This window comes from Amycolatopsis sp. NPDC001319 (assembly GCF_042896185.1).
GTDB lineage: Bacteria > Actinomycetota > Actinomycetes > Mycobacteriales > Pseudonocardiaceae > Amycolatopsis.
The window spans coordinates 80,993-94,673 of the sequence record NZ_JBIAWY010000019.1; the positions used below are offsets into that span (position 1 = coordinate 80,993).

The 13,681-nt window shown below is 70.4% G+C and carries 12 protein-coding genes; 7 read left to right on the forward strand and 5 right to left on the reverse strand.

All coding sequences use genetic code 11. The features are described from left to right. Nucleotides 1-37 precede the first annotated feature (37 nt). On the forward strand, nucleotides 38-457 hold the full coding sequence (locus ACFY1H_RS44830) for a hypothetical protein (protein ID WP_386956185.1): 420 nt from the start codon (nucleotides 38-40) through the stop codon (nucleotides 455-457). 487 nt (nucleotides 458-944) lie between these two features. Here ACFY1H_RS44830 and ACFY1H_RS44835 read toward each other — a convergent pair whose 3' ends face one another. Beyond that, entirely contained in the window at nucleotides 945-1,223 is a 279-nt protein-coding gene (locus ACFY1H_RS44835) for a hypothetical protein (protein WP_386956186.1), read from the reverse strand. 22 nt (nucleotides 1,224-1,245) lie between these two features. Further along, nucleotides 1,246-2,745 carry a recombinase family protein gene (locus ACFY1H_RS44840; RefSeq protein WP_386956187.1) on the reverse strand — a complete coding sequence of 500 codons (1,500 nt, stop codon included), beginning with the start codon at nucleotides 2,743-2,745 and terminating at the stop codon, nucleotides 1,246-1,248. Between the two features lie 31 nt (nucleotides 2,746-2,776). Here ACFY1H_RS44840 and ACFY1H_RS44845 point away from each other — a divergent pair, with 31 nt between their 5' ends. Genes ACFY1H_RS44845 through ACFY1H_RS44860 form a run of 4 tightly spaced genes read left to right on the forward strand, consistent with a single transcriptional unit; the run spans nucleotide 2,777 to nucleotide 7,142 of the window. Next, on the forward strand, nucleotides 2,777-3,712 hold the full coding sequence (locus tag ACFY1H_RS44845) for an ABC transporter substrate-binding protein (protein ID WP_386956188.1): 936 nt from the start codon (nucleotides 2,777-2,779) through the stop codon (nucleotides 3,710-3,712). Nucleotides 3,713-3,715: 3 nt separating this feature from the next. Continuing rightward, nucleotides 3,716-4,672, forward strand: a complete 957-nt coding sequence (locus tag ACFY1H_RS44850; RefSeq protein ID WP_366589447.1) for an ABC transporter permease — start codon at nucleotides 3,716-3,718, stop codon at nucleotides 4,670-4,672. Beyond that, nucleotides 4,669-5,541, forward strand: coding sequence for an ABC transporter permease (locus ACFY1H_RS44855; protein WP_366589444.1), 873 nt, complete (start codon nucleotides 4,669-4,671; stop codon nucleotides 5,539-5,541). Before ACFY1H_RS44850 ends, ACFY1H_RS44855 begins: the two co-directional genes overlap by 4 nt. 11 nt (nucleotides 5,542-5,552) lie before the next feature. Continuing rightward, entirely contained in the window at nucleotides 5,553-7,142 is a 1,590-nt protein-coding gene (locus ACFY1H_RS44860) for an ABC transporter ATP-binding protein (protein WP_366589441.1), read from the forward strand. 63 nt (nucleotides 7,143-7,205) lie between these two features. Here ACFY1H_RS44860 and ACFY1H_RS44865 read toward each other — a convergent pair whose 3' ends face one another. Continuing rightward, nucleotides 7,206-8,693 carry an exo-alpha-sialidase gene (locus ACFY1H_RS44865; RefSeq protein ID WP_386956189.1) on the reverse strand — a complete coding sequence of 496 codons (1,488 nt, stop codon included), beginning with the start codon at nucleotides 8,691-8,693 and terminating at the stop codon, nucleotides 7,206-7,208. 156 nt (nucleotides 8,694-8,849) lie between these two features. On the opposite strand from ACFY1H_RS44865, the gene ACFY1H_RS44870 reads away from it, so the two are divergent. After that, on the forward strand, nucleotides 8,850-11,636 hold the full coding sequence (locus ACFY1H_RS44870) for a transcriptional regulator (protein WP_386956190.1): 2,787 nt from the start codon (nucleotides 8,850-8,852) through the stop codon (nucleotides 11,634-11,636). Between the two features lie 4 nt (nucleotides 11,637-11,640). Here ACFY1H_RS44870 and ACFY1H_RS44875 read toward each other — a convergent pair whose 3' ends face one another. Further along, nucleotides 11,641-12,228, reverse strand: coding sequence for an ABATE domain-containing protein (locus ACFY1H_RS44875; RefSeq protein ID WP_366589111.1), 588 nt, complete (start codon nucleotides 12,226-12,228; stop codon nucleotides 11,641-11,643). Nucleotides 12,229-12,348: 120 nt separating this feature from the next. Here ACFY1H_RS44875 and ACFY1H_RS44880 point away from each other — a divergent pair, with 120 nt between their 5' ends. After that, nucleotides 12,349-12,891, forward strand: coding sequence for a carboxymuconolactone decarboxylase family protein (locus ACFY1H_RS44880; protein ID WP_366589109.1), 543 nt, complete (start codon nucleotides 12,349-12,351; stop codon nucleotides 12,889-12,891). A 52-nt stretch (nucleotides 12,892-12,943) separates the two neighbouring features. Here the strand turns inward: ACFY1H_RS44880 and ACFY1H_RS44885 are convergent, their stop codons facing one another. Continuing rightward, nucleotides 12,944-13,540 (reverse strand): XRE family transcriptional regulator, encoded by a 597-nt coding sequence (locus ACFY1H_RS44885; RefSeq protein ID WP_366589107.1) that lies wholly within the window; start codon nucleotides 13,538-13,540, stop codon nucleotides 12,944-12,946. Between the last annotated feature and the right edge of the window lie 141 nt (nucleotides 13,541-13,681).

The window sequence follows — 13,681 nt, forward strand, 5'->3', positions numbered from 1 at the left end:
AGCTATCTTGAGCACGTCCAACGGGGAGGATCGAGCGATGCCGGCGAACGACGAGACGCCGCACCAGCGGCTCGCGAGGGCAGTACGAGACCGCCGAGTTTGGCTCGGACTGAGCGTCCGAGCCGCTAGCCGATTAGCAAGCGTCAGCCGCGGCACATGGCAAGCACTCGAAGACGCAACACGTGTCATTCAAAGCCGTAATTACGGCGGTGTGCAACGCGCTCTACAGTGGCCGATCGGCCAGATTGAATCACTGTTGGCCGGCCGAATATCCGTCGCCGACGCCACGAAAGCACCACTCATCGACAATCTGGCGACTCCGCAATCCGACGCCTCTGTCGATCTTCGTGACGACGTCGAGCGGAAGCTGTGGGCCATCACCGACCTGTCGGAAGACGAGCGGTGGGCGTACATCTTCCAGCACCGTGCACGACAAGAGCGACGCTACGGCGAATAGCACACGTGTTCGAGTTTTCCAATACCGACATTTGGGTGGCGGCAGAAGACTCAAATACCGCCAAGCGGGTGAAGTTGAATTGAGAATCTCGCCGCAAGGTTTACTCGGCGATTACCAGGATGCAACTTGCATTAGTGATTTTCATAATTGTTGCGTCCGTTGCCAGTGTCTTCGCAACCGCAGTCGCCGCATATGCCCTGTGGCGCGTGCGACGCGTGCAACGCTGGGTCAACGGGCACCTGAAGGCACAAGCCATCCTGGACGAACCACCGCCGCCCGACGACGGCAGACGCCGGCACCTCCGGATCGTGGCCGTGTTCGGCGCGATCGTCGGCGCCCTCCCCTGGCTCATCCGCCAGGCACAGAACCACCCCGCCGCCGCCACCGCCGCCGTCTCGCTCACGGCAGCAACAGTGACGACCGCGTCCGTGCTCATCCTGGCGCCCGCCACACCGCCGGCGTCTCCTGGCGCGTCTCCAGCGGACCCTCAGCCAACGATGCCCGGCGCCCCCGCCCCCACGACCTCCACGACCATGCCCGTGCCCGTGCCGACAACTACTGATCCCGGCGTCACGAGGACATCCACCGCCCCCGTCTCGCCGACCACATCTCCCCCTCTGCTGGACGTCGGCGCGATCGCCAGCAGCGTGCCGACCCTGCCCATTGGATCCGCGAGCCCGACCAGCCGACTGACCGCGACAGCGGCGGCACCGCTCACCGAAGCCACGGCCTCGGCCTCGGCCTCGACCACGCCGAGCTGCGCCATCCGCGTCGAAGTGCGGGGAGTTCTACGCGCCTGCGCTCCTCACGGCCACTGAGTCCGGGGGGACGATGGCGATGCGCTCGGGGTCGAACACCCGCGGCGCGTGCCGGTCCAGCGGGTTGACGACCAGCCACCGGCCGCGCAGCGCACGTGCCAACAGCACACGACGCTCATCCACGTTGGCGGCCTTCACCCGCGCACGCCAGCCGTTGAGGGATTCAGCCGCCAACTTCGGCGGAAGCTTCATCGTCGGACTGTCGCCGAGCTCCGCCAGCTGCGCACGCAATCGGGCAATCTTCTTGTCCAGAGGGGCCACAGCAGCGTCGTACCGGGCCAGGCTCATCTCCTCGCGGCCGAGCCGTGCCGACAGCTGCTCGGCCAGCTCCTCGGCGCGCGCCAGCTCGTCATGCACGAGCTGGCGCGCGTCGGCCGTCGCCTTGGCCGACGCCTCGATCGCCGCCGCGTGACGTGGATCAGCCAGGATGGCCGCGATCAACTCCAGCACATGGCCATCGAGCGCGCGCTGGTCGACGCTAATGCGGCCACAGCCATGATCATGACCGCGCTTGTGGCACCAGTACTCCCGCCGCACCTCACCGTCCGAGTACCGCTCCGTCTTCTTCCGCGGGCGCCCACTCAGCGTGTGTCCGCACACTCCACAGTGGACCATCCCCGAGCACAGGTAGGCCTCGGACCTTGGCCGGCCGCGGCGTCGCGACGAGAACAGGGCATGCAGGTCCTCCCACATCTCCACGTCGAAGATCGGTTCGACGTCGACGAGCCGTTTCAACTCGCCTGGAACATTCGGGTCGTCGCTAGGTTCGCGCAATACTTCGCCTTGGTAGACGGCAATTCCCGCATTGCGCGGCCGCAGCAGCAGTTGCCGAAGAGTCGTCCGGGTGAACAGTTTCCCGTTGACGGAACGCAAACCGGCCTCGGTCCACTCGATCACGAGGGCGTCTTGCGACTGGAGAGCGAGCACTCGCTTGGCCGCCGCGGCGAGCGCATCCGATTCCGGCTTCCGCAGCGTCTTGTTGTCCTCGTTCCACCCGAACGCGCGTCGGCTGTTATTGGGTTCGCCCTTGAGCGCCTTCAAACGCTTGCCACGCTTGGTCTTCGTCGAGGTTCGATCACTCTCGTAAGCGGCGGTGTTGAGCTGGTCGCGGAATGCTTTCTTCCCGGTCGGCGTGGTCAGGTCGAACTCGCCTTCCGAGTCGAGCACGAGCAGGCCCCGCTCGGCGGCGTCAATCAGCCGCTCACCCTCGATCGGCCGGCGCGAGAACCGCGCCAGGTCGAACACGACCACACCGTCGCTGGCGCCGGTTTCCAAGCGCTGCATGAGTTCGTCCCAGTCCGGACGCTGCACGCGCGGATTCCACGCACTCCGCCCTCGGTCGGCGTCGAGCACCTTGCCGACCTTCGCGCCGATGTCCTCGAGACGAGCCCTGCAGTCGGCGACCTGCCCCTCTACCGAACGCTGACGATCGTCGCCGAGCCGACTCACCCGCGCATAGACGTCGAGCACCAGGCCCTCTCGTGCGCGCTTCCTTGCGACCATGAACCCTCCAGTTCTATGCTTAGCTTATAGCAGGTTAACCGACGCCAACATCCGCGCCGCGAACCTGCGCTCCGGCGACATCCAGGTCGCCGACACGATCTCGCCCCAGGACGTGGACGCGCTCGCCCAGGACCCGGACCTCAAGGTGCTGCAAGCGCCTTCACTGGGCTACCAGAGCGTCACCTTCAACACCGGAAACGTCGACGGTGTCGGCAAACCCACGAAACACATCGACGGACCCCTCGCCAACGACCCCCGCATCCGCCTCGCGTTCTCCCTGGCCCTGGACCGGCAGACGCTCGTCGACACCGTGTTCAACAACTGGTTCGACCCGGCCTGCTCCCCCATCGCGCCGAAGACGCCGTATTCCAGCCCGGCCGGCGACGCCTGCCCGCCGTTCGACCCGGCGAAGTCGCGGCAGCTGCTGAAAGAGGCCGGGGTGCCCATCCCGTTCCCGATCTCCTTGCAGGTGACCAACACCCAGGACCAGCTGCGCTACGCCCAGGCCCTGCAGGCCAGCGTCGCCGAGGGCGGGTTCGCCGTGCAGATCGTGCCGGTCGAGTACTCGACCTTGCTGGACGTGCAGAAACGCGGCACGTTCGAAGCGCTGATGCTCGGCTGGTCCGGCCGCATCGACCCCGACGCCAACACCGCGCGCTTCCTGTCCACCGGCTCGGGCGGCAACTACGGCGGCTTCAACTCGTCCACATTGGACAACCTGCTCACCGCGGCCACGCGCACCATCGACACGAAGCAGCGCGCCGCGTTGTACGGGCAGGCCGTGCAGCTGATCCAGCAGCAGAACCCGATCGTCTACACCTACCGGGTCCGCAACCTCACCGTGCACTCCACCCGCGTCACCGGCATCCAGGTGTACGCCGACGGGGTGGTCCGGCTCGGCAAGGCCGCGTTCGTCGGCAGTCAGGAGGGCTGAGCCGTGGGACGTTACCTCCTCCACCGCCTGTGGCAGTCCGCGCTGACCCTGGTGCTCGCGTCGATCGTGGTGTTCATCGGCGTGCGCGCGCTGCCCGGTGACCCCGCCACGGCGATGGCGGGCGAAGAAGCCGACCCCGCCGCCATCGCGGCCGTCCGCGCGCAGCTCGGGCTCGACGACCCGTTGCCCGTGCAGTACTTCAAGTTCGTCGGCCACGCGCTCACCGGCGACTTCGGCAAGTCCGTGCGCACCGGCACCCCGGTGCGCGAGATGATCGGCGCGACCCTGCCGGTGACGGTGCAGCTCGCGGTGTTCGCGATGCTCGTCGCCGTCCTCATCGGCGTGCTCGCCGGCGTCGTCGCGGCGGTGTTCCGCGGCCGCTGGCCCGAGTGGGGCGCCAACGGCTTCTCGCTGTTCGCGCTGTCGGTGCCGACGTTCTGGCTCGGCATCCTCGCCGTGCTGTACCTGTCCGTGCAGCTGCGGTGGTTCCCCGCGTCCGGCTACGTCTCGCCGTTCGAGCAGCCGTTGCGCGGGATCTACTACCTCACCCTGCCCGCGGTCATCCTCGGCCTCACGCACGCGGCCGTGGTGCAACGGCAGACGCGGTCGTCGATGGTCGAGACGCTCACCGCCGACTTCGTGCGCACCGCGCGGGCGAAGGGACTCGGGCGCGCCGCCGTGATCTTCCGCTACGGCCTGCGCAACAGCCTCATCGTGGTCACCACCATCGTCGGGCTCCAGCTCGGCGGGCTCATCGCGGGCGCCGTGGTCACCGAGCGCATCTTCAGCCTGCCGGGCATCGGCAAGCTGACGCTGGACTCGGTGTTCACCCGCGACTACCCGGTGATCCAGGCCGTGGTCCTGGTGATCACGGCGGCCTACATCGTGATCAACCTGCTCGTCGACTTCCTCTACACGGTCATCGACCCACGCCTGCGAGTCTCCGGGAGGACCCGATGACGATCGCCGCCGAAACCCCCGCGCCCCTGGCCCGCGTCCACGGCCGCGTCACCCGACGGCTCCTGCACAACCCGCTGGGCGTGATCGGCGGCGTGCTGCTGCTGATCGTCGTGATCGCCGGGGTCTTCGCGCCGCTGCTGGCACCGTACGCACCGACGGAGGTCCACTTCGAGACGCCGTTCCAGCAGCCGGGCACGGTCGGGTTCGCCCTCGGGACCGACGACCTCGGCCGCGACATCCTCTCCCGCGTCCTCTACGGCACCCGCGCGTCGCTGGAGGTCGGGGCGCTGTCGGTGCTGTTCGCCGTGGTCGTCGGCGTGCCGCTCGGGCTGCTGTCCGGCTACTGGCGGTGGCTCGACGCGCTGATCTCCCGGCTCGCGGACCTCCTGCTGGCGTTCCCGTTCCTCATCCTCGCCGTCGGCCTTGCCGCCATCAACGGCGGCGGCCTGACCAACGCGGCGATCGCGCTCGGCATCGCGCAGATCCCGACGATGACGCGCGTGGTGCGCGCGGACACGTTGCGGCTCAAGGAAACCGACTTCGTGCTCGCCGCGAACACGATGCACGCCGGCCCGTGGCGGATCCTCGGGCAGCACGTGCTGCCCAACGCGGCCTCGGCGATCATCGTGCAGGCCACCGTCATCATGCCGGTCGCGGTGATCGGCGAGGCGGTGCTGTCGTTCCTGGGCCTCGGCATCCAGCCGCCCGCGCCGAGCCTCGGGATCATGCTCTCGGACGCGCAGCAGTACCTGTTCCGCACGCCCTGGCCGGGCATCTTCCCCGGGATCGCGCTCGCGGTGATCTGCCTGGGATTCAACCTGTTCGGCGACGCCCTGCGCGACGCGCTGGACCCGAAGAGCACGCGGTGAAGGGGACCACGATGACCGGACCGCTCCTGGAAATCAGCGACCTCGAGGTGTCCTTCGGCCGGACCCCGGCCGTGCGGGGCGTGAGCCTCGAGGTCGCGCCGGGTGAACGCGTGGCCGTCGTCGGGCAGTCCGGCTCCGGCAAGTCCACCACCGCCCACGCGGTCATCGGCCTGCTGCCCGGCGCCGGGCGCGTCACCGGCGGCGCGATCCGGTGGCGCGGCGAGGACCTCACGCACGCCGGGGAGAAACGGCTGCGCCGCCTGCGCGGACGCGAGGTCGGCCTGGTGCCGCAGGACCCGATGTCCAACCTCAACCCCGTGGCTCGCGTCGGCCGGCAGGTCGCCGAAACCCTGGTGGCACACCGGGTGTGCTCGCGCCGCGAGGCCTGGACCCGGGCGGTGGAACTGCTCGGCGAGGCCGGGATCCCGGAACCGGCGCGGCGGGCGCGGCAGTACCCGCACGAGTTCTCGGGCGGGATGCGCCAGCGCGTGCTGATCGCGATCGGCCTCGCGTGCCGGCCCGACCTGCTCATCGCCGACGAGCCCACCTCGGCCCTCGACGTCACTGTGCAGCGGCAGATCCTCGACCACCTGGAGAAGCTCACCCACGAGCTGGGCACGGCGTTGCTGCTGGTCACGCACGACCTGGGGCTGGCGGCGGACCGGGCCGACCGGGTCGTGGTGATGTCCGAGGGCGAGATCGTCGAGACCGGACCGGCACGCCGCGTGCTGACCGAGCCGCGGGAGGGCTACACGCAACGGCTGGTGGCCGCGGCTCCTTCGCTGCACGGTCCGATGCCGGAGGCCACGGCGGCGCCCGAGGTGGTGCTCGAGGTGTCGCACGTGTCGAAGGAGTACCGCGTGCGCGGCGGCGGTGGTGCGCTGCGGGCCGTGGACGACGTGTCGTTCACCGTCGGGCACGGACGGACCACGGCGATCGTCGGCGAGTCCGGTTCGGGCAAGACGACCACCGCGCACATGGTGCTCGGCCTCGTGCCCGCGACGTCGGGCACGATCCGCCTCGACGGCGCCGAGGTCGTCGGCCTGCGCGGCGCCCGGCTGCGGGCCGCCCGGCGCGCGATGCAGCCGGTGTTCCAGGACCCGTACGCGTCGCTCGATCCGATGTGGACGGTCGAGCGGCTGATCACCGAGCCGTTGCGGACGTTCGGCGTCGGCGACCGCGCGGCGCGGCGCAGGCAGGTGGCGGAGCTGCTCGACCAGGTGGCGCTGCCCGCCGCGCTGGCCCAGCGTTATCCCAACGAGCTGTCCGGCGGCCAGCGCCAGCGCGTCGCCATCGCCCGGGCGCTGGCGGTGCGTCCGCGGCTGGTCGTGTGCGACGAACCGGTGTCGGCGCTGGACGTGCTGGTGCAGGACCAGATCCTCGGCCTGCTGCGGACCCTGCAGGAGGAGCTGGGGCTCAGTTACCTGTTCATCTCCCACGACCTCGCCGTGGTCCGGTCGCTGGCCCACGACGTGCTCGTGATGCAGGCGGGCCGCGTCGTCGAGCACGGACCGGTCGGCGAGGTCCTGTCCGCACCGGCCGACCCGTACACGCGGCAGCTGCTCGACGCCGTGCCCGGGACCGGCACGTTCACCTCGTGACGGACGGGGGTCCTCCAGCCGCGTGCGGCCGGAGGACCCCCTGGTTTCAGCCGCAGCGTTCGATCAGCCGCAGTGTTCCAGCGGGCTGTCGTACTTGTCCGCGCCGATCGCGCCTCCCCACTGCACGCACTTGCCCGCCGCGGCCGCCGAAACCGGGCCGGCGTAGTAGGAGAACGCACCCGAGTCCGTCTTGCGCGTCGCGCCCTCCACCTGCAGGTAGGCCGAGGTCTGCGACGGCGTGCCCGCGCCGGTCTTCTTCATGGTGCTCACGCAGTTCTGGCCGTTGGCCGCGTTGTACGACAGGTACGCGGTGCCCGCCGTGCCGAGCGGGGCCGAGTCGATCACGCCGTAGCCGGTGCCGCAGGCCGGGGCGCCGAGCTGCGCCTCGGTGACCGTGGACCAGCGGATGCTCGCGTCGGCCTGGAACTCGGGACCGGCCTCGTACAGCAGGCCGACCGAGGTCGCGCTGAGCGAGATCAGGTCGGTGTAGGACGCGTCCTGGCCCCACACCAGCAGGCTGTTCGCGTCGCTGGTCCACGTGCCGCCCTCGTCGAACGACGAGCGCACGCGCAGCTCCTTGCGCCGGTCGCAAGTGGACGGTCCGGCGAACAGCAGCCGGTCGTACGCGCCGCCGGCGGTCGTGGCGCTCATCTCCAGCACCGAACCCTGTACCCGCGGAGTCGTCAGATCCGGCTCCACGACGAACTTCTGCGAGAACGTGGCTCCGCCGTCGGAGCTGATCGCGAAGGCGCGGTTGTGGATGGCGCACGCGTCGGCAGGCGTCGAGCGGTGGTCGTTGCGCGCGGCCGCGTAGACGCGCCCGTCGGCGAGCTCGGTGACGCTGATCTCCTGCGGGTTCAGCGTGTCCGGGTCACTCGCCTGGTCTGTCGCGCCCAGGTGCCAGGTGACGCCTTGGTCGTCGCTGTAGATGAGCGCGCCGACGTTGGGGCTCGAGGTGGTCGCCTGGTAGCTCATGCCGACCACCAGCCGGCCGGCGTGCGCACCGCGCTGCAGCACGATGCCGTGGCCGGGGCCGGTCGCGAGCCACCCGGGCGCGGTGGTGAAGCCGAGCTGCGCGGTGAGCGCTTTCGGCGCCGTCCAGGTCGTGCCGTTGTCGTCGCTGTAGCTCACCCGCGGCACCCGCCCGCACGCCGCCGACTTCACGCACTGCATCTCGGTCAGCAGCACGATCCGCCCGGTCGGCAGCACGATCGGCACCGCGTTGTCCTTGGTGTCACCGAAACCCTGCACCGCGATGGTCGAAGCGCTCCAGGTCTTGCCGTTGTCCTTCGACCGCTTGAGCACCACGTCCACGTCACCGATGTCGGCGCAGTCGGCGCCGGTGTGCCGCCCCTCGGCGAAGGCGAGCAGGTCGCCGTTGTGCGCCTGCACCACCGCGGGGATCCGGAAGCAGTCGTACCCTCCGGTGTTCGCCTGGAACACCACCGTGCTCGCCACGTCGGCCGACGCGGGCGCGGCGGGCAGCGCGCCCAGCCCCGCCACCGCGGCGGCGGCCGCCAGCGCCCCCGTCGCGAAACGTCTCAATCCCATGATCCCGGCTCCGTCCTGGTTCCTCTGAAGTGCGGCCAGGATCGCGGCGGACCGTACAAGCGCCGTACAACGGCGATTGTTCTCAGTCGTGCCGGGAGTGCTGAAGTTTCCGGGTTCGCCGGTGTGGACACGTTCGCCCCGATAGGATGCCCCGCTGTGACCGCGCCGCCACAGTCCCTCGCCGATGCCCTGCCGGAGCCCGTGAGGGAAGCCGAACCGGTCCGCGACGAGCTCGTCGACGAGCTGCGCGAGCTGATCAAGCCCACGGCCGAGGCCGTGCTCGGTCTCTTCGCCGAATCCCCGGACCTGACCGTGGCTCACCGGGTCCGGGACGAAGGCGTGCGGACGGAGGTCGTGCAGCGGGTCACCGCGGACTCGGACACGCTGCTCAGCAAGACCAACGAGCAGATCTCCGCGCTGCGCCACGCCCGCCAGGCCCTCGAAGCGCACGAAACCCCGCCCCAGCACGCGGCCGGGCAGCCCGACCCGCGCGACAAGGGCGCGCACGCGCTGCTGGGCGCCGCCCTGTGGCTCGGGGTCCTGGTGCCGGTCGTCGTCTGGCAGCTGCTGCAGACCCCGCTGAGCCCGGCCGCGCACTTCTGGGTGTCGGCCGCCGTGGTGGTCGCGGGATTCGCCTTGCTGCGGCCGGTGTACCTCGCCGTCGCCCGGGCGGGCCGGCGGCTGAACGGCGAACCCGCGCTCGGCGGTGCGGGCTGGCCGTTCCTGACCGGCTTCACCACGACCTACCTCGTGCTGATCGTGCGGTTGTGGCCGTCCTCGCGCGAGACCATGGGCTCGGTCTGGGCGGTGGTGGTCTGGGTCGCTCTCGGCCTCGTCACCGCGTTCTTGCTGTTCCTGGTGGTGGCGATCGGGTTCCTGAAGCTCAAGGACGAGCCGCCGGGCCGGCGGGTCCCGGCTCCGGTCGTCTGGCGGGAACTGCTCGTCACGGTAGCGGCGGCCGCGATCCTCAGCCCGGTGTTCACCGCGGCGGGCGCGAACTGGACCGCGTGGCTGGTGGCCGACGTGCTGTGTTCGCTCATCGCGGTCGTCGGCGGTCCTTTTCTGCTCGTCTCCGTGCCCGCGCGGCTCTCGCGGGACCCCGCCCGATTCGGCAGTCCCGCGTGGACCCGCCGCCGCAACCAGCTGGAGCTGGCGCGCGACACCGCGAGCAAGGAGTGGACGAAAGCCGTCGCGACGCAGGTCGAGCAGAGCGTGCGGCTGCACCTCGCCGCGGTGCTCGACCCGCCGTTCAGCACGGTGCTGCCGGAGCTCGATCGCGGGGCGCTCGGCCAGATGCGCCCCGGCGAGCAGGTTTTCCTGGACACCGACGCGGCCCGGCGGCTGCGGTCCTTGCTCTCGGGCATCCGCGGCGGTGCGGTCGGAATGGCCGGCCCGCGCGGCGTGGGCAAATCGACGCTGCTGGAGGCGTACCAGGCCGGCCGGTTCCTGGACCCCAACCGTGTGCACATCGCGTTGCTGGAGAGCGTCCCCGTGCGCTACGACGCGCGCGAGTTCGTGCTGCACCTCTACGCCCGGATGTGCGAGGAGGTGATCAGGTTCTGCGAGTCCGAGGGCGCCGAGCCCGCGGACCGGCCGAGCCGGTGGTCGGCGGTGTGGCCCGTGCTGCGCCGGGCGTGGCCGTTCGCCGCGGTGGTGGTCGCATGGGTCGTCGCCGGTGTCCTCGGGTCGCTGACGTTGCGCAGCCCGCAGGCCGATCTGCGCACGTGGCTCACGGCGAACTGGTGGACGCTCGTGACGCTGCTGGGCGTGGCCGGAGTCGCGGCTCTCGCGCGGCGCCTCCGGCGCGTCCCGTCACCGGAGCCGGCGGAGGTTCGCGAGCAGCCTCGCCTCGAACCCGGTGACGTGCGGGCGCTGAAGGCCGTCGCGGAGGGCAACCTCGGCCGGATCCGCTTCCAGCAGAAACACACGTCGGGCTGGTCGGGCAAAGTCGGCCTGCCGGTCGGCGCCGAGGCCGGTGTGAGCGGCTCTCGCGAGACGACCCGGCAGCCGCTGACGTACCCGCAGATCGTGCACGAGTTCAGCGCGTTCCTCGGCCTGACCGTCGACTGCGTCCGCGGGTTGCCGCAGATGGCGACGCCGTCCGTGGTCGTCATCCTCGACGAGCTGGACAAGATCGTCTCGGCGGAGGCGGCCCAGGATTTCGTCAACGAGATCAAGGCGGTGCTGACCTTCGACGTGCCGGGTTTCCTGCTGCTGGTCTCGGTGTCGGAGGACGCACTGGCGTCGTTCGAACGGCGCGGGCTTCCGGTGCGCGACGCCTTCGACAGCACGTTCGACAGCATCTTCCGGCTGGAGTACCTGCGGCTCGGCGACGCGCGGCAGCTGCTCAACCGGCGCGTGCTGGGGCTGCCGGAACCGTTCGTGTGCTTGGCGCACTGCCTGTCCGGCGGGCTGCCGCGCGAGCTGATCCGCGTGACGCGGCAGGTGCTCGGCTCGGCCGGGCCGCTGGCCGACGTGGCACACCGGCTCGCCGGGGAGGAGCTGCGGGACAAGCGGGCGGCGCTGCGCACGGTCGTCGGGCGCGACAGCTTCGACGACGTCGCCGTGAGCGAGCTGGTCCGGCACGTCGACGCCCACGCGCTCGCCGACAGCGCCTCACTGCTGACGGCCGCGGCTCAGCCGCCGATCACCTCCGCCACGAGCACTGAAACCGTTGCACTGCACCGGCTTCAGCTCGAATCGCTGGGGCACCTGTACTACCTGGGCACCGTCCTGGAGGTGTTCGGCCCGGCGTTCAGCCCCGCGGACCTCGAACGCGGACGCGGCGAGGGAGACGCGTCGTTCGACACCCTCACGTCGGTCCGGCAGCTCTTCCCGGTCAACGCCCGGCTCGCGTGGCTCACCATCAGCGCGTTCCGCCGGGCCTGGGACCTGCCGGTCGTCGACCCGCCGGACGCCGCCCGGGGCGACAACGGCGCCTAGGCCGTCAGCTCTTGGCGTGGTGCCGCTGGTAGTGCCGCTGAACCCGCGCCCGGTTGCCGCACCCGGCCGAGCACCACTCGCGCCGGGAGTGGTCCTTCACGAAGAACAGCAGGCAGTTCGGCGCCAGGCAGGCGCGCAGCTTCTGCCGCTGCTCGCCGCCGAGCAGGTCGATGCCTTGGTGCGCCAGGAAAGCCACCGCGCGTTCGGCCGGGGTACCGCCTGAGCGAAGTACGCGGGCGGGCTCGCCGTCCTCGGGCCAGACCAGCTCGGCGCGCGTCTGGGCGAGGTCGTTGAGCGTGGCCAGCGCCTCGGCCCGGGCCACCTCGACCGCCACGGGGCGGGGGTCGTCGGTGGCCTCGGCGGCGAGCGCGCGCAGGGCGTCCCGCAGGCGTCGCAGCCGGTCGGCGACGGGCGCCGAGTCGTCGTCGAGCGCCACGCCGGCCTCGGTTTCGAGACGAGGAGCGACGGCGGCCAGCCAGCTGACGACGTCGGCGTCGTCCGTCAACGCGTCGGTCACGCCGTCGCGGCCGGCGTTCACGGTGTTCATCAGCTCCACCGGGAGGGGTTCGCCGAGCAGGGCAGCGGTCGTCATGGCACCCACTCTAGCACTTCCTAATGGAAGTCTGCGTCACAACCATTTGACAGCGCGGAGCGACCCGTGCCACTTTGACCTAACGGTTAACAAGACTCCAAACATTAGAAAGGCTTCGAGATGCCGACGCTGCCCCAGATCGAGCTCGAGCACGCCACCGGCCAGGCCGCGGTCCTGCTCGCCGAGACGAAGAAGAACATGGGCGCGATCCCGAACATGGCGAAGACCATGGCGAGCAGCCCCGCGCTGCTGAAGGGATACCTCGGCCTGTCCGGCGCGCTCGCCGGCGGGGTGTTGCCCGCCGCCGTCCGCGAGCGCCTCGCCCTCGCCACCGCCGAGTACAACCAGTGCACGTACTGCCTGTCGGCGCACACGATGATCGGCAGGAAGGTCGCCAAGCTCGACGCCGACGAGATCGAGCGCGCCCGCCATGCCGACTCGGCCGACGCGCACGTCGCCGCCCTGCTCACCCTGTCCGACGCCATCGCCCGCGGCCGCGGCACGATCGACGAGACCGTGCTCAAGACCGCGCGCGAAGCCGGCGTCACCAACGCCGAGATCGGCGAGGTCGTCGGCAACCTCGCGCTCAACGTCCTCACGAACTACTTCAACATCGTCGCCGACACCGACAACGAGTTCCCGGTCGTGCGGCCCCACGACTGATCACCGCGGGCGGGGTTCGGGCCTGGCTCGAACCCCGCTCGACGCAAGGGTTTCAGTCGGCCGGACCGCCACCGGGGAAGCCACCCTGCGACAGCACGGTGATCACCTCCGCCGCAACGTCCCCGCGGTTCGCGAAGCGATGCCGCCGTCCCGTGCGCAGGTAGACGCTGTCGCCGGGTTCGAGGTCCACTTCGGACTCCCCGCCGTCGAGCACGAGCTGCACCGCACCGCGCACGACGTGCACCCATTCCTCACCGTCGTGCACGGAGTCCTCGGCCATCACCGCGCCCGGTTCCAGCAGGGCGATACCCGACAGCAGCGTGCGGCGGGTATCCGGGGAGGCCAGGTAGACGCTCATGCCGGCGGCCGGGCTGTAGACCCGCTGACGCTCGGCGGCGCGCACCACGATCCCCTCCTCCGGATCGCGGGCGGGCATCAGGTCCGCCAGGTCCACGCCGTAGAGCGTGAGCAGCCGGTGCAGGCGGCCGAAGGTGATGTCGTTGGTGCCGTTCTCCACCAGGGACAGGAACGACTTCGAGATCCCCGTCGCGAGCGCCACCTGCTGCAGCGAAAGCCCGCGCCGCTTGCGGCACGCGCGCAGGTAGGGACCGATCTCGGGGACCGCCTCGTCGAGAGACCCGGATGACATGGTCCGGGACGGTACCCGATCGTCCAGTTTTCTGGAAGTCGTGTCCGGTGTTGTGAACTTTCCCCGCCGCCGCGGTGACGCATCCGTTATCCGGCAAGCGGTTGACCCGCGCGAACTCGGCTCGTACTGTACGCCGCAAGT

Bases quoted from the DNA above. Each gene is read 5' to 3' on its own strand.
- ACFY1H_RS44830 (WP_386956185.1), top strand. From the start codon at position 38: ATGCCGGCGAACGACGAGACGCCGCACCAGCGGCTCGCGAGGGCAGTA.
- ACFY1H_RS44880 (WP_366589109.1), top strand. From the start codon at position 12,349: ATGCCGACGCTGCCCCAGATCGAGCTCGAGCACGCCACCGGCCAGGCC.
- ACFY1H_RS44845 (WP_386956188.1), top strand. From the start codon at position 2,777: ATGAACCCTCCAGTTCTATGCTTAGCTTATAGCAGGTTAACCGACGCC.
- ACFY1H_RS44860 (WP_366589441.1), top strand. From the start codon at position 5,553: ATGACCGGACCGCTCCTGGAAATCAGCGACCTCGAGGTGTCCTTCGGC.
- ACFY1H_RS44885 (WP_366589107.1), bottom strand. From the start codon at position 13,540: ATGTCATCCGGGTCTCTCGACGAGGCGGTCCCCGAGATCGGTCCCTAC.
- ACFY1H_RS44835 (WP_386956186.1), bottom strand. From the start codon at position 1,223: ATGGCGCAGCTCGGCGTGGTCGAGGCCGAGGCCGAGGCCGTGGCTTCG.
- ACFY1H_RS44865 (WP_386956189.1), bottom strand. From the start codon at position 8,693: ATGGGATTGAGACGTTTCGCGACGGGGGCGCTGGCGGCCGCCGCCGCG.
- ACFY1H_RS44875 (WP_366589111.1), bottom strand. From the start codon at position 12,228: ATGACGACCGCTGCCCTGCTCGGCGAACCCCTCCCGGTGGAGCTGATG.
- ACFY1H_RS44855 (WP_366589444.1), top strand. From the start codon at position 4,669: ATGACGATCGCCGCCGAAACCCCCGCGCCCCTGGCCCGCGTCCACGGC.